General features: G+C 63.9%; 13 protein-coding genes and 2 pseudogenes. 2 read left to right on the top strand and 13 right to left on the bottom strand.

The features are described 5' to 3' along the window. Window positions 1-5: 5 nt before the first annotated feature. The 5 genes from BS75_RS04470 to BS75_RS46030 all read right to left on the bottom strand — a co-directional run bounded on the left by BS75_RS04470 (window position 6) and on the right by BS75_RS46030 (window position 4,146). Entirely contained in the window at window positions 6-518 is a 513-nt protein-coding gene (locus tag BS75_RS04470; protein WP_231607678.1) for a winged helix-turn-helix domain-containing protein, read from the bottom strand. An 81-nt stretch (window positions 519-599) separates the two neighbouring features. Beyond that, window positions 600-1,265: a hypothetical protein gene (locus BS75_RS04465; RefSeq protein ID WP_152646089.1), complete on the bottom strand. Its 666-nt coding sequence runs from the start codon at window positions 1,263-1,265 to the stop codon at window positions 600-602. Window positions 1,266-1,366: 101 nt separating this feature from the next. After that, window positions 1,367-2,719, bottom strand: a complete 1,353-nt coding sequence (locus tag BS75_RS51320; protein ID WP_034087259.1) for a LamG-like jellyroll fold domain-containing protein — start codon at window positions 2,717-2,719, stop codon at window positions 1,367-1,369. 228 nt (window positions 2,720-2,947) lie between these two features. Then, a complete protein-coding gene (locus BS75_RS04455) occupies window positions 2,948-3,880 on the bottom strand; it encodes an IS3 family transposase (protein WP_081982160.1) in 933 nt (310 codons plus the stop codon). Continuing rightward, window positions 3,856-4,146, bottom strand: a complete 291-nt coding sequence (locus BS75_RS46030; RefSeq protein ID WP_081982048.1) for a transposase — start codon at window positions 4,144-4,146, stop codon at window positions 3,856-3,858. Before BS75_RS46030 ends, BS75_RS04455 begins: the two co-directional genes overlap by 25 nt. 158 nt (window positions 4,147-4,304) lie before the next feature. Here BS75_RS46030 and BS75_RS51315 point away from each other — a divergent pair, with 158 nt between their 5' ends. Beyond that, window positions 4,305-8,246 (top strand): RHS repeat domain-containing protein, encoded by a 3,942-nt coding sequence (locus tag BS75_RS51315; RefSeq protein ID WP_034087258.1) that lies wholly within the window; start codon window positions 4,305-4,307, stop codon window positions 8,244-8,246. A 106-nt stretch (window positions 8,247-8,352) separates the two neighbouring features. After that, entirely contained in the window at window positions 8,353-8,769 is a 417-nt protein-coding gene (locus BS75_RS47810; protein WP_152646409.1) for a hypothetical protein, read from the top strand. Window positions 8,770-9,433: 664 nt separating this feature from the next. Here BS75_RS47810 and BS75_RS46025 read toward each other — a convergent pair. The 8 genes and pseudogenes from BS75_RS46025 to ltrA form a co-directional block, all read right to left on the bottom strand. Then, the gene (locus tag BS75_RS46025; RefSeq protein WP_231607677.1) at window positions 9,434-9,709 is read right to left on the bottom strand and encodes a tyrosine-type recombinase/integrase; all 276 of its coding nucleotides are present in this window, start codon (window positions 9,707-9,709) and stop codon (window positions 9,434-9,436) included. Then, the gene (locus tag BS75_RS04440) at window positions 9,637-10,275 is read right to left on the bottom strand and encodes an IS630 family transposase (RefSeq protein WP_052069171.1); all 639 of its coding nucleotides are present in this window, start codon (window positions 10,273-10,275) and stop codon (window positions 9,637-9,639) included. Before BS75_RS04440 ends, BS75_RS46025 begins: the two co-directional genes overlap by 73 nt. Next, window positions 10,272-10,607 (bottom strand): helix-turn-helix domain-containing protein, encoded by a 336-nt coding sequence (locus tag BS75_RS51310; protein WP_267970555.1) that lies wholly within the window; start codon window positions 10,605-10,607, stop codon window positions 10,272-10,274. Before BS75_RS51310 ends, BS75_RS04440 begins: the two co-directional genes overlap by 4 nt. Then, window positions 10,583-10,705 (bottom strand): annotated as a pseudogene (locus tag BS75_RS52110) (helix-turn-helix domain-containing protein); the annotation flags it as partial. The gene BS75_RS51310 and the pseudogene BS75_RS52110, both read right to left, overlap by 25 nt. Window positions 10,706-11,266: 561 nt before the next feature. Continuing rightward, a complete protein-coding gene (locus BS75_RS47805) occupies window positions 11,267-11,803 on the bottom strand; it encodes a hypothetical protein (protein WP_152646408.1) in 537 nt (178 codons plus the stop codon). A 65-nt stretch (window positions 11,804-11,868) separates the two neighbouring features. Continuing rightward, window positions 11,869-12,688 (bottom strand): annotated as a pseudogene (locus BS75_RS47800) (IS5 family transposase). Between the two features lie 5 nt (window positions 12,689-12,693). Further along, on the bottom strand, window positions 12,694-13,551 hold the full coding sequence (locus BS75_RS04425; protein WP_034092394.1) for an IS3 family transposase: 858 nt from the start codon (window positions 13,549-13,551) through the stop codon (window positions 12,694-12,696). A 192-nt stretch (window positions 13,552-13,743) separates the two neighbouring features. Continuing rightward, complete coding sequence (gene ltrA / locus BS75_RS04420) at window positions 13,744-14,997, bottom strand: group II intron reverse transcriptase/maturase (protein ID WP_034087255.1); 1,254 nt, start codon at window positions 14,995-14,997, stop codon at window positions 13,744-13,746. Window positions 14,998-15,252: the final 255 nt, after the last annotated feature.

The raw sequence follows: 15,252 nt of genomic DNA, 5'->3' as shown, positions 1-15,252 counted from the left end.
CCCTGTCAGCGCGGCTCCCGCCTCATCCTCGAAGACGATCCATCGTCCCTGCTCAACGGCCTCTCGGGATGGGACACCGCCGGCCACGTCTCCGTGCGCCAAGCGGCAATCGCCTCCTCGTCCCTCTGCGTCGCCCGCGTCACCGGAACCTGCCACGACCACCCCAGTCGCCGCAGCAACAGCCACACCCCCGGCAACGAGTACCGCGGCCCGAATTGCTCCTCGATCACCCGGGCGATCCGCGCCAACGTCCACCGCTGGTCCTCCCAGCCGAACGCCTGCGCCCCTCTCTTCAGCTCAGCCAGCACGGCCTCCTCCTGCTCCAGCGTCAGATACGCGGCCGCCCGGCCGACATGCCCCACCAGTGCGTCCGCACCACCTGTCACCCAGGCGGCATGCCACTGCCCGACCGCCTGCCGGGACACCCCCAGCAACCGACCGATCTCCGCCTGCTTCACACCCTGTTCGAACAGCTCGGCAGCCAGCATCCGCCGCCGCTCAAGATCAACCGGCCCCATCCGGGCCGACCTCGAAGTACCCATACCTGACTTATGCCAGCCCTGACAGATCGTCAAGCATCTCACTAAAGATCAGTAAAACTAGGTGTGCAATGCGAAGTGCGGGATGAGGAAGTCGCACATATAGAATAGAAATATGACCCCAAGCATTCTGGGGCGAAAATTGAATTCAGAATTTCCAATCCAGTGCTGGTTCCCCTTTCCGGCGCCGATGCGGTACTCCTCAATCTCATCGAGGACGGGCTGCGGAACCGATGCGCCCGCACCGAAGATGCCCCCTCGCAAGCCGAACGGCCGAAGGTCGACGTCTTCCCCGCCGGTTCTCACTGTGACAACACCGTCGCCGCTGATGCTCACGATCTTGCTCCATCCGATGCCCCGCTTGGAGAACGGCTCTTCGAACATGAGTCCGTCGGCTGAGCAGTGGATCTCGGAGCTGCTCGCGATGTGCCAGAGGCCCCAGGAGATGAGTGTAAATATGCAGGCCTCGGTAAATTTTCCCGTCCATGCCCCGACGTGGTGCCCGCGAATCAGCAGCCCGATGTTTCCGACGATGGCCAGCACTGCAAAGAGCCAGTAGAGCATCATCTTGCGGCCGGGGATTGAGATTACTTTTTCCTGCACTTTATTGATCCATTTCTCGACGGTATGGGTGATGGTGTGAAATTCCTGGGGCCGCTTCGCCGATCCACTCGCGAAGGCCTCATCGGCCCAGCGTTCTCTGGTCGCTGCACCGGGGTTCCCCATGCTGACAGCTCCTCGACCTTGGTCGTGGGGCGGCCTGCTGTCGGTCACTGCTGGGTGCCGCCGGATCCGTATCCGGCGGCACCCGTTGTTCGGTGCTGGGGTCAGTAGGTGCCGGTGGACCAGATGGCGGTTCCGGCGGTGTTGTAGACGACGAGGTTGCCGTCGTTCTGGAGGATCAGGGTGTCGTCGGGATTGTTGTAGGTGGCGGCCGACCACAGGGCGCTGCCGCTTTGTGCTGTCGCGGTGGCGACGGTGGGGTAGATGACGAAGTTGCCGTCCTTCTGCTGGAGGACGAACTGGGCGCCGGGGTTGCCGGTGGTTCCGGCGCTCCAGGTCCTGCCGTCGGTGGTGTTGGTGACGGTCAGGACGCCGTTGTTGAACGTCATGGTGGCGTTGGCGGTGCTCCAGGCGGTGCCGGTGCTGTTCAGGCCGGCGTTGTAGAGGGTGCTGTCGGAGGGGAAGAGGATGTTGCCGGTGTCGCTGCTGTACATGGCGGCGACCTGGTCGGAGGTCAGTGCGGTTTGGTAGGTGCGCAGGTCGGAGATGCTGCCGGGGAAGTAGTTGGTGTTTCCGGCGCTGCCGATGTCGAGGGGGCCGGTCGCGGACCATGGGGTGGTCGGGCCGGCTCCGGTGCCTGCGAGGCGGCCGTTGACGTACAGGCTCATGGTGTCGCTGGCGGCGTTGAAGGTGCCGACGAGGTTGGTCCACTGGCCCAGGGCCGGGGTGATGCCGGTGCCTGCGTGGAGGGTGGTGGGGGTGGTGGAGTCGTTGCCGGGCATGACGAACGCCCAGCCGCTGAACACGGGTGAGTACTGGAGGTAGTAGCCGTTGACGTAGCCGAGGGTGTCGGACTGTGAGGCGACGGTGTCGTAGGTGCTGTCGCTGTTGAGTTTGGCCCAGGCGCTGACGGTGAAGCTTTGGGTGGTGTTCAGGCTGGGGGTGGTGGTGGTCATGGTGCTGCTGGTGCCGTTGAAAACGGTGGCCCCGTTGGTGCGGCCGGCGTAGTCGGGGCCGTAGGTCACCGCGGTGGCGGCGGCGGGGTTGCTGCCGATGTCGGTTCCGGTGGTGGTGGCGGAAAGCGGCCAGACGTCGCCGGGGCCGGGGTTGTTGGTGATGGGGGCGGTTCCGGCGTTCTGGAGGTTGTCCGACCAGCCGGTGGAGGTCAGTGCCTGGGGCGCTCCGACGGTGGGTACCGGCGGGGTGCTGGTGTTCAGCGTGGTGGGCAGGTAGGTCAGGCGTCCGGTGCTGTCGACGGCCCACAGGACGGGGTTGCTGCTGGTGTCGGTGGGGCCGTCGGTGGTGATCATCGGGTACTGCTGGGCGCTGTAGCCGGCGGTGGCGAAGGTGGTGCCGCCGGTGGGGGTGCCGGTGGTCTGGGTGGTGGCGGTCGTGGCGGTGGCCCAGGACTCGATGTTGGGGTACTGGGTCAGTGAGCCGGAGGAGTTGTCCCGCACCCACAGGGCGGGGGTGCCGCCGACGTTGCCGGGGGACAGCAGTGTGACGCCGTTCCAGTAGCTTCCCTCGGCCAGAAGGATCGAGGACTGGGCGCTGGTGTTGGTGAAGATGGTCTCCCACAGGGTGGGGGTGGTGGTGTAGTCCTCGAGGGTCAGGAGCGCGGGTTTGTTGTTGGTGGCGGCGGTGGGGGGCAGGACTGGAGGCCGACCGATTTCGAAGACAGTCTTCTATGCTGCTAGTGCTGCGCTAAATGTAGACCTGCTCTCGAATTCATAGGGCGATAGGTAGCCAAGTTCCCGCTGAATCCTGCTTCTATTGTAGTAGGACTCGACATATTCAAATATGGCGGTTTTGACCTGCTTGATTGTTGCCCATACATGCAGGTGAATGAGTTCCTTCTTGAGGGTTGCGTTGAAGGACTCGGCCGCAGCGTTGTCGAAGCAGATCCCCGTCTTTCCTACCGAAGGGATGACCCCGTTGTCAAGGCAGTGGTCGCGAAATCTACTGCCGGTGTACTGGCTGCCACGATCCGTGTGCATCACGGCTTCTCCCTGGCCTGGCCGGCGGTTGCGGATGGCCATATCGAGCGCCTGGACCACCATGTCTTCACGCATATTGTCAGCGATGGACCAGCCGATGAGCTTGCGCGAGTATCCGTCGATCACCGTGGCCATATAGGCCCAGCCCTCTGCGGTATGAATATATGTGATGTCCCCGTACCATATTTGGTCTTTCTTTTCCGGGACGAAGTTGCGCTCGACGAGATCCACCAGGCCCCGTCGGTTCGCGGGGTCCTGGAGGGTGGTGGCCCTGTAGGGGCTGGGGTGGACGCAGGCCAGTCCAGCAGCCCTGGCCAGGCGCCGGACACGCTTGGGCGACACGCGCTCGCCCTGGCGGGCCAGCTGGGCGTGTATCCGATCGATTCCGTACCTTCCCTTATTCGTTTTGTCGATGGCGATGATGAGTCGCGTGAGCTCGACATCGCGCCGCGCGTGCCGGGACTCCTCCCTGCCGATCCACGCATAGAAGCCGGCTCGAGATACATGCAGCATCTGGCACATGAAGTTGATGGGATACCTGAAGCGGCGCGGCTTGCCAGCCTGCTCGTCTCTGACTTGCAGGATAAAGGCGAACTTTATTGATTCTGGCTTGCAAACCACGCCGCTGCTTTTTTTAGAAAATCCCGCTCCATTCGGAGCTTTCGGTTTTCCTCTTCGAGTTCCTTCATATGGACGCGCTCATCGATAGTAAGCGGCTTGTCTTTGATGCTTCCGCTCCTCTTTGCGGCATTTACCCAGCTCCCGAGGGTTCCCTCGTTCAGGCCGAGGTCCCGGGCGATCTCAGCCACGGGCCGGCCGGAGCTCACTACAAGCTCTACGGCCTCTGCCTTGTATTCCGGAGCGTACTTCTTCCGCTTTGAAACCATCGTGCACTTCCCACTTGACACTGCGATGAACTACTTCCAGTGTCCACGAAAGTGGTCGGGGTCCAGCCCAGGGCGACACCAGCCTGCTGGGCACCGCCTCCACCACCGAGACCTGCTCCACCGTCACCTACGCCGCCGCACCCTCCACCGAGTCCGCGATGGACGGCCTACCGGGCGAGTCCACCACCGTGGACGTCGACTCCACCACAGGCATCGGCACCGGCAGCTGCCCGGCCAAGACACCGGCGAACACCGTCGCCGACACCCTGGACTTCTACGGCGGAGACAAGACAGCCGCGGTACTGCCCAACGCCGCGGGCAATGTGACCAAGACGGAGACCCTGGGCGGCTGGACGGGTGCCACGGAGAACTTCACCACGAGCATGAGCACCACGGACGCCCCGACCGGCTACGACGCCTACGGCCGGCTCCTGTCCTCCACCAACGCCCGCAACGACACCGTCACCGACTCCTACACCCCCGCGACCGGCACACTGCCCACCAGCGAGGTGCAGAGCAACACGAGCGTCGGCACGTGGGCCACGACCACGACCACCCTGGACCAGCCGCGGCAGCTGCCGACGAAGCTCGCCGCGCCCAACAGCTCGACCACCACCGAGACCTACGACCCGCTCGGACGGCTGACCCACGTGTGGTCGCCCGGCAACAGCAGCGCCAACGCGTCGATCGTCTACACCTACTCGCTGGGCGGGCAGAGCACTCGCAGCTGGACCGAGACGCAGACCCTGCGCGACGACAGCACCTACACCACCGACTTCAAGATCTACGACGGGTTCATGCAGCTCGTCCAGGACCAGGCGCTGTCCACCGACAGCGCGGACTCCAACGGCTCCAACGTCACCGACTACGCCTACGACTCCCACGGCTGGCTGGTGACCCAGTCCAACCCGTACTACATCACCAACGGGCCCTCCTCGGTCCTGTTCGAGAACGAGCCGGTCAACACCCCCGGCCAGACCGTCACCACCTACGACGGCATGGGCCGCAGCACCGAGAGCCAGTTCGTCTCCCACGGCATCGCCCAGTGGGACAGCACCACCGCCTACCCCGGAGCCGACCGCACCGACACCGTGCCCCCGCAGGGCGGCACCGCCACCACCACGATCGTCGACGCCATGGGCCGCACCCTCCAGTCCTGGAAGTACCACGCCGACGCGGCCACCGGGAACCCGGCCGACGCGACCGTCACCACCTACGCCTACACCCGCGGCACCACCGCCTCCGGCGCCGCCGCGAACATCACCACCACCGACGCCTCCGGCCACACCTGGACCCAGACCACCGACACCCAGGGCAACGAGGTCGCCTCCACCGACCCGGACACCGGCAGCTCCACCGCCACCTACGACGGCGAGGGCGACCTGCTCAGCTCCACCGACGGCAACGGCCAGGTCCTGTCGTACACCTACGACATCCTCGGCCGGAAGCTCGCCCAGTACAGCAGCGCCACCCAGGACGCCGCGACGATGACGAAGTCCTGGACGTACGACACCGCCACCGACGGCGACGGGCTCCTGGCCTCGCAGTCCTCGTACACCACCGCCGCCAACGGCACGATCAGCGCCTACACCGAGTCCGTCACCGGCTACACGGTTCTGGGCGAGCCGACTCAGACCAACGTCGTCATCCCCAGCTCCGAGGGCACCCTGGCCGGAACGTACAGCGAGAACGACTACTACACGCACTACACCGGCACCCTGGACGAGAGGGACTACGGCAAGGACGGCGGACTGCCCGCCGAGGACGTCCTGTTCGGCTACACCGAGGGCGGGAACCTCACCAGCGTCGCCGGCAACAGCGACTACCTCACCCAGGTCGTCGCCAACTCCTTCGGCCAGGTCACCCGCGCCACCATCGGCGACATGCCCGACCAGCTCGTCCAGACCACCTACTACGACAACGCCACCGACCGCGTCACCGAACAGGTCCTGGACGCCGAGAACGACAACGCCGGCCACCTCGACGACAACACCACCTACTGGAACCCGGACGGGCAGATCACCGCCCAGAACGACGTCCAGGACAACGGCACCGCGACCGACCTCCAGTGCTACACCTACGACGGCCAGGGCCGACTCACCACGGCCTGGACCGACACGGCCGGCGTCAGCAGCCTGGCCTCCCCGGAGGTCCCCGACATCGGCGCCTGCAAGAGCACCATCCCCAGCGCGGCCACCAACGGCGGACCCGCCCCCTACTGGGAGACCTACGCCTACGACCCCAACGGCCAGTCCTCAGGAAACCGCTCCACCGTCACCGACTACAACACTGCCGGCGCCGTCACCTCCACCCAGAACTACGGCTACAACGCCACCGCCACCGGCGCCACCGGCCAGCCCGACACCCTGCAGTCCGTGAACACCACCAACGGCGCCGGGACAACCCTGTCCTCCACCGCCTACGGCTACAACCCTGACGGGTCCACCAAGACCAGCACCACCACCACCGGATCCGGCACCATCACCAGCAACGAGGCCTACAGCTACTACCCCGACGGCAGCACCCAAGGCATCTCCGACAGCGCCACCGGCAATGCCTCCGGCTACACCTACGACGCCTCCGGCAACCTGCTCCTGCAGACCGACACCGTCGCCGGCAAGACCACCACCGTCCTCTACCTGCCCGACGAGCAGATCACCCAGAACTCCAGCGGCGGCCTGACCGCCCTGCGGTACTACGACACCGGCGCCGGCATCACCGCCGTCCGCGACAACAGCGGCGACATCACCTACGAGACCGGCACCGCCCAGGGCACCGGCACCCTCACCATCAGCAACACCCTCACAGGCGAGACCCGCCGCTCCTTCACCCCCTACGGCAACACCCGCGGCACCATCCCCACGACTTGGGTCGACGGCCGCTCCTACCTCGGACAACCACAGGACCCCGCCACCGGACTCGACCTCCTCGGCGCCCGCGACTACGACCCCGCCACCGGCCACTTCCTCTCCCGCGACCCCGTCCTCGAAGCCACCGACCCCAACCAGATCGGCGGCTACACCTACGCCGGCGACGACCCCGTCAACGCCGCCGACGCCAGCGGCGCCTGCCCTTCCGACAAGTGCGGCTCAGGCGTCCCGAAGAGCAGCGGCGGTGGCGGCACGGACACCGAGGGAGGCTTCGGCAGCGGAGGAGACAGCGGCGACGGAGGAGGCGGTAGCGGCGGTGGAGGAACCGGCGGAGGCGGCGGAACCGGTGGCGGCGGAACCGGAGGCTCCGGCGCCCGCACAGGGACCGCAGCCAGCGCCGGCCCGCAGTACCGCTACAGCGTCCAGGACGCCAGCAGTTGCGACGGCAACCAGTCCTGCCTCATCGGCTTCTACGATGTCGTCAGTGTGATTGAGCAGAACAATGCCATCGCCGAAGCCGAAGCCATGGCCATGTGCACCAGCAGCAGCTGTTTCAACCAGTCGATGGCATCGACAACCGTCTACGCGGTTGTGAACAACGTGATCTTCACCAATGTGACCGCACAAGCCGCTAAAGCAACCCTAGATGCCGCATATGCGAACGCCGATGCTGTGACTGCGGCAAATCTGGTGTCGCATAGTTCAAGCTCCTGCAGCGTCCTGTGTCATTTCCGCGTAGCCGGAAACTTCCTTTCCGATTGGAGCTCCATTGTTGGCATAGCTTCTACGGCGCTTGCCGGGGCCGCGGCGGCTTCAGCCTTTGTCCCAGGGTTTGAGTGGGCAGCACCGGTCCTCGGGGAAGCATCCACTGTTCTCGGGTTGGCATCCGCTGGACTCGCATTTGCCGCCGGATCGGCATATATTCTCGGCGGAGACTGGCGCGATGCGGGGATAAATATATTCGCTGGCACCCTTGGGGTAGCCCTCGGTGGCGCCGGGCTAGTAGGGGCAAAATTTGGCTCACGCGCCCTGGAGGGAGGCCTCGGAGGCTACGTGGGAGACATGGGGACGAGAGCTGTCAAGGCATCCGGAGGCAGGTATACGCAAGAGGCAGCCGACAGAGATACCAATGTAGCCATATTTGGATTCAATATGCCCGTGGTGGGACTGAGCTATGCCGGCATCGATACCGACCCTGATCAGGACCCGGAAGGCTCAGGGCGCTGGTAGTAGAGTCAGGCGCCAAATAATGAATGCGCGGGATGTTGGCGGAGAGTTCAATATTCCGCCGACATTCCGTTGGACTACACGCAATTTGCCAACCCGTGAGGCCTCGATGCTTACATATGCGAGCGGAACCCTCGAGAGTCACATCTCGACCGGATCCATCTACTTCATAGCCGCAGCATCAACCGTATTCTTCGCGGCACCAATTTCGATAATGGGAACCGGGTGGCGGGCGATAGCCGCCGCTACATTTGCCGCATTCATGGGTATGGGTGCGGCGCTACTCATCGGCTCGCTGCGAGATCGGCCTGTAGCTCACGAGCTGATTCTCTACTCGGATGCCATGCTAGCGGCTGGCGTGATCACCCTGGCTCTCGGCCTAAAAGCGCGGAAATATCGTAGGCAGGGGATAGATCCAACAGAAAGGCCGGAAGAGATGCTCCCCTATGCTAAGCGGGTCGCCATATTTTCCGTAATCTCGACAGGAATCCTCTTGGGTGTGGAGTATGTGCCGATTTGGAGCTGAAAATATATATCGCCAATCTCCACTGGCAAAGAATCCCGCCCTTTCTAAGTCAGGGAAATAATCGATCTGATTAGATCGAAGGCGCCGGAGAGTAGTATAAGTACGGCGATCGACATAATTATGCGGGCCGAATAGTAATTGCGAGAAATGAGCCGACTTTTTGTGGCTCTATGGTCAAGGAGGCGACTCAGGCGAGCAGCCCGCCCCCCCGTCAACAAAAAAAATCCCAGAGCCACAATAGCCGCGCTGAAGAGAATGTTCGGTATGGCGCCTGTAGCGCCTAGGTGTGACATGGGCCCATTCTTCCGCTGCTGATGATCAAACGTCAACTCTGCATCAGCAGGCCATTGGATCCAGCTGAATGCGATTCATCGATTCGTGTTCAACTACCTGCGCCGGCCTGCGACCGCTCGGCAACAGCGGCTGCCTGTCACCGCTCAACCGCGCGTCGCCGCTGGCGGCGCGCGGGGTGGTGTCGGCGCTGACACCTGTCCACTGCTGCTCTCACCGCCGCCTTGGCTGTGCGGGCAGCACCGGGCCCAGGGCCGCGCACCGAACCGCAGGGCCTCCGTCTCGGCCTCGGTGAGCAGACCACGGCGGTCATACTGGGTGAGGTCGACCGGCCGTGCCCAGAGGGGTGCGGTCGTTGGGATCGGCTGGGCGGTCACCGGGCGACCGTCCCTGCGCTCTGGGCGGCCCGGGTGAGCATGTCCAAGCGCCAGGAATGGATCTGCTGCATGCCTCGATTCAGCTTCTCCGCCAGGTCCCGGCCGGACAGGTGGATGTAGGTCAGCGTCGACTCGGTGCTGCGGTGTCCGGCGAACGTGGCGATCGCGTGCAGTTCCCAGCCCATCCTCGCCAGGTCGGTCAAACACAGGTGCCGGGTGGTGTGCGTGGAGAAGCGCGGCAGGTCAGCAGCGAGGGCGACGCGCCGGACCACCTTGGACCAGGTCCTTCCAGCAATGCCAGGCCGGTTCCGGTGAAGAATCCGTGCAGGAGGTGCGGGGAGTGCTTGATCTTGCTGAGCGCGGCGTCGGCGGCTTCCGCGAGCTCGTGAATCGAACGAAATGCGCGGTTCGCGAGGAGATCCTTGACGATCTTCCACAGGAGTTCCACGGGGTTGAGCTCGGGTGCGTACGCTGGCAGCGGGACGATCCGCAGCCAGCGCTCCTGCCCCTTGGCCCACTCGCGTACCTGCGCGCTGGTGTGGCTGGAGTAGTTGTCCCAGATGAGGGTGACGGGTCCGCCGAGGCGGGCGTGCAGCATGGTCAGCAGGAGCGGGAAGTGCTCTTTGGTGTACCCCTCGCGGCTCTTGTGCCACACGAGCAGCCTCGGCGCGAAGCCGGGCCGGTAGGCCACGAACGCCGCCATGTTCTCCCGGGCCCCGCGCGAACCGTTCAGCCTCACCACCGGCGTGACGCCATGCTGGCCCCACGTACGGCGTACCAGCCCGTTCAGCGCCGCACCGGACTCGTCCTCGAAGACAACCCAGCGCCTTTCGGTCACGGCTTGCGCGGATGGGACACCGCCGGCCACGTCTCCGTGCGCCAAGCGGCAATCGCCTCCTCGTCCCGCTGCGTCGCCCGCGTCTTCGGCACCTGCCACGACCAGCCCAGACGGTCCATCAGATACCACACGCCCGGTATCGAGAACCGGACCCCGAACCTCTCCTCGACCACCCGTCCGATCCGCGCCAGCGTCCACCGCTGATCATCCCAGCCGTGCGCAGACGCCCCCGCCGCAACTCGTGCAGCAACTCCTGCTCCTGCAGTGGCGTCAGGTACGCGTGGGAACTGCCCGTCCGCGCCACAAGCGCCCCGCTGCCGCCCTCCAGCCACGCCGCGTGCCACTGGCCGACAGCCTGCCGCGACACCCCCAGCAGCCGGCCGACATCCGCTTGCCTCACACCCTGTTCGAACAGGTCAGCGGCCCGCATGCGCTGCGCCGCGCCTCACGCTCACCCGGCCCCCAACGGGCGCCATTCGAAGTCGCCATACCGCCTCTATACCCACCCTGACAGATCGTCAAGAGTGGTTCTAAAGATCAGTACTCCACGCCCAAGAGGATTCCCATCGAGGACATCGGCCCCAGATATCAATCGCTTACCAGATTAGCTTTCTCTACCTCCCGTGCCGAACTCCGCACAAACGGGTTAAGGTCATGGGACTGTGATCCGTCGTAGATGTCGGGCCTGGCTGCATTGCCAACGCCGAGAGCCAAGCCGGTCATAAAATCGAATATTACCGTCCACCGACTGACCTCCCTGCGGTGCTCTGGATCCCCGAGAATTTCCCATGCCCAACCAACTGCTGTAGCAGCCAGTCGTTCATCTGCGACGGCACGCCCCCGCCCAGCCTCATTTATAATACTCATGCGCTCGCCTCGCGAAAGCCTCGCCCACATTTGCCTGGCCGACTCTCCACGCGGAATATTCGACGCACTCAACATTAACTGCACCCCTGACGTTAGATCAAGAATCTTGACAGCAGCTTTAGTCTCACATGGTCCCACAGCCAGCTTCGAAGCCGCAAATATTCTTCGTTTCGAGGTATGTCGTGGCCTTAATTGCCATTGAACTCACCACCGCCACACGACTTGCAGTGCCTCCAACCTCAACGATTTTCGCTGCAAGAGCGCCGCCAAAGAACGATACAGCCGCTGCCCCGAGGGCGTTCACCGCTCCGGCTTTGTCGCCGGCCAACGCATACGCACCCGCCGAAGCCAACGAGAGCCCCATTCCTACGGCCGCACATGCAGCACACCCGAACATTGCGCCAAGGCTAACGATTCCTCCCGCAAAATTCAGCGCCGTGCCAAGATTCTCAAAAAGTGATGAAGTGTGAAATCCTGAGGCGAATGACTGGAGTTTCGACTTGACTGCCGACTTCACGAAGTCGCCGACCGAGCAGAAGACTCCGCAGCTTTTCGGGTGTGATTGGTTATATCCGGTTAGCCCTGTGGAATTCGCGAATGCTGTAGCTGCGGCCGATGTGGCGGCTGCGACCGTGGTATTCGTAACGATGGTGTTGTTCACAACTGGAGGCCGACCGATTTCGAAGACAGTCTTCTATACTGCTAGTGCTGCGCTAAGAGTGTGTCTCATGTGGTGAGTTTGGCCAGCTTCTTGTAGCAGGTCAGTGCGGCGGCGAGGCCGAGGAAGGCGAGGAAGTGGCTGCTTTCGCGTTCGTATCGGATGGTCAGGCGCCGGTAGCCGAAGGTCCAGGCGATGGTGCGTTCGATCTTCCAGCGATGGCGGCCGAGGCGGGTGGAGGTCTCGATGCCCGGTCTGGCGATGCGTGGGACGATTCCGCGTTCGCGTAGCCAGGAGAGGTGGTCGGCGGAGTGGTAGGCCTTGTCGCCGCGGAGTTTGGAGGGGCGTCGGCGGCGTGGCCCTCGACGGGAGCGGATCGCCGGCAGGCCCAGGACCAGGGGCTTGAGAGCGCCTGGCTGTCGTGGGTGTTCGCGGCGGAGACACCAACGATCAGGGGTATGCCCTGCGCTTCGGACAGGATGTGCAGCTTGCTGCCGGGTTTGCCGCGATCGACCGGATTCGGCCCGGTCAGCGAGCCCCTTTTTTCGCCCGCACCGACGCACCGTCGATGATGGCCGAGGTCCAGTCGAGCTCGCCCAGCGCGCCTAGTCGATCCAGGACCGCTCGGTGCAGCCGCGGCCACACGCCGGCTCTGGTCCACGCCGCGAACCGGCGGTGCGCGGTCGCGGGCGAGACCCCGAACGACGGCGGCAGAGGCCGCCAGGCACACCCGCTGGTCAGCACGTACACCACCGCCGTGAACACCGCCCGGTCGTCCAACGGCGCACTCCCACCAACCTGACGACGCGGTGAGAACACGGGCAACAAAGGTTCGGCAAGCTCCCACAGGCCGTCAGGAACCAGCCGCTGCGACAGATCAACCCCCATGAAGGTCAATCATGACGCATGTCAGTCAGCCACCACATGAGACACACTCTAAATGTAGACCTGCTCTCGAATTCATAGGGCGATAGGTAGCCAAGTTCCCGCTGAATCCTGCTTCTATTGTAGTAGGACTCGACATATTCAAATATGGCGGTTTTGACCTGCTTGATTGTTGCCCATACATGCAGGTGAATGAGTTCCTTCTTGAGGGTTGCGTTGAAGGACTCGGCCGCAGCGTTGTCGAAGCAGATCCCCGTCTTTCCTACCGAAGGGATGACCCCGTTGTCAAGGCAGTGGTCGCGAAATCTACTGCCGGTGTACTGGCTGCCACGATCCGTGTGCATCACGGCTTCTCCCTGGCCTGGCCGGCGGTTGCGGATGGCCATATCGAGCGCCTGGACCACCATGTCTTCACGCATATTGTCAGCGATGGACCAGCCGATGAGCTTGCGCGAGTATCCGTCGATCACCGTGGCCATATAGGCCCAGCCCTCTGCGGTATGAATATATGTGATGTCCCCGTACCATATTTGGTCTTTCTTTTCCGGGACGAAGTTGCGCTCGACGAGATCCACCAGGCCCCGTCGGTTCGCGGGGTCCTGGAGGGTGGTGGCCCTGTAGGGGCTGGGGTGGACGCAGGCCAGTCCAGCAGCCCTGGCCAGGCGCCGGACACGCTTGGGCGACACGCGCTCGCCCTGGCGGGCCAGCTGGGCGTGTATCCGATCGATTCCGTACCTTCCCTTATTCGTTTTGTCGATGGCGATGATGAGTCGCGTGAGCTCGACATCGCGCCGCGCGTGCCGGGACTCCTCCCTGCCGATCCACGCATAGAAGCCGGCTCGAGATACATGCAGCATCTGGCACATGAAGTTGATGGGATACCTGAAGCGGCGCGGCTTGCCAGCCTGCTCGTCTCTGACTTGCAGGATAAAGGCGAACTTTATTGATTCTGGCTCGCAAACCACGCCGCTGGTCGGGTGGCCCGGAGGAATCACACCTCCGGGCTCCCACAGATCCCGGCGTGACAGTCTCCCGTCACCGGGCTCCTATTGTCCTGGTCACCAGAACGAATGGACCCACTTCCACTGCGCGAACAGAAGCGGCCACATCTTGGTGGTCCCCTTCCACGCCTTGTGGAACTTCTTGAAGGTCTTCAACCGCCGGAACTTCTTACGGACCCAGCGCATCAGGTAGTGATTGATGCGCCGCAGGAGGGGATACAGCTCGGTGCGGTAGAACGCCCCGTAATACTGCATCCAGCCGCGCACGATCGGATTGATCCTGCGGGCCAGTTCTGCCAGCGTGAGGCCGATGAGCCGATGAAGCCGCCAGGAGCGGACCTCCGCGCTCATCTTCTTCAGGGCATCCTTGCTGACCGCGGGCAGGAACGAGGTGAACAACTCCCCGTTCCGGTCCTTGGCCGCTCGCGGCTGGAAAGTGAACCCGAGGAAGGTGAACGATCCGGCGGTCACTCCGCCGGCCCGCCTCCCGGTCCCGCAGTACACGATCCTGGTCTTGGCCGGGTGCAGTTGCAGCCCGACCTCCTCCATCCTGTGCGTCAGCGCCACCAGCACCTCGCGGGCCTGGTACTCACTCACGCAGTGCACCACCGCGTCGTCCGCGTAGCGCTCGAACTGCACGCCCGGATACTCCCGGGCCAGCCACATGTCGAACGCGTAGTGCATGAACAGGTTCGCGAGGACGGGCGAAACCGAAGACCCCTGCGGGGTTCCCAACGTCCGCTCGCGCAAGGTCCCGTCGGGCAGTTGCAGTGGGGCGGCGAGCCATCGCCGCACATACAGCAGCACCCAGCGGGCATCGGTGTGCGCCTCCACCGCCTTGACGATGAGGTCCCAGCGCACGGTGTCGAAGAATTTGGCGACATCGAGATCGATGACCCAGTTCTTCTTCCAGCAGCGCTCCCGGCAGGCCGCGACCGCGTCCAGGGCCGACCGTCCGGGGCGGTAGCCGTAGGAGTCGGGATGGAACACCGGTTCCACCCGTCTCTCCAGATGGGCTGCCACCACCGTCTGGGCGATCCGGTCCGCGACCGTGGGCACTCCGAGCAAACGAACCCCTCCGCCGTTCGGCTTGGGGATCTCCACCGCTCGCACCGCAGGCGGAAAGTAGCTTCCCGAGGACATCCGGTTCCAGATCTTGTAGAGCTTCCCCTTCAGATCCTTCTCGAACTCCTCGATCGAGCAACCGTCAACCCCCGGTGCACCCTTGTTGGCCTTCACTTTCAGATACGCCTCCCAGACTTCCCGCTTCGAGATATCGAACGGCCTGTCTGGAGACTTCAGCTCGCTCACGCAGCTCCTCCCAGGGAACTCCTGGTTGACCAAACAAACGAACCACGGACAATCCGGCCCCTTCGCTCCGCTCCCACCGCGCCCAGCAGGAGCTTCACCGCTACTACGAACCGGTCCGCCAACACGACCTGCCTCGGTACTCAATCCCTCACGAGGTCTTCGCTCGGGAGTCTCCCTTTCGCCGACCGTCCGCCGAAGCAGCCGGTCGGACGGCATCAGGCCGTGCCTTCCCACGTTCCGCACAGAAGCCGCAGA

The organism is Streptacidiphilus albus JL83 (genome assembly GCF_000744705.1).
Lineage (GTDB): Bacteria > Actinomycetota > Actinomycetes > Streptomycetales > Streptomycetaceae > Streptacidiphilus > Streptacidiphilus albus.
The sequence above is the reverse complement of the archived record's forward strand: the minus strand, read 5'-3'. Positions and strand labels throughout refer to the sequence as shown.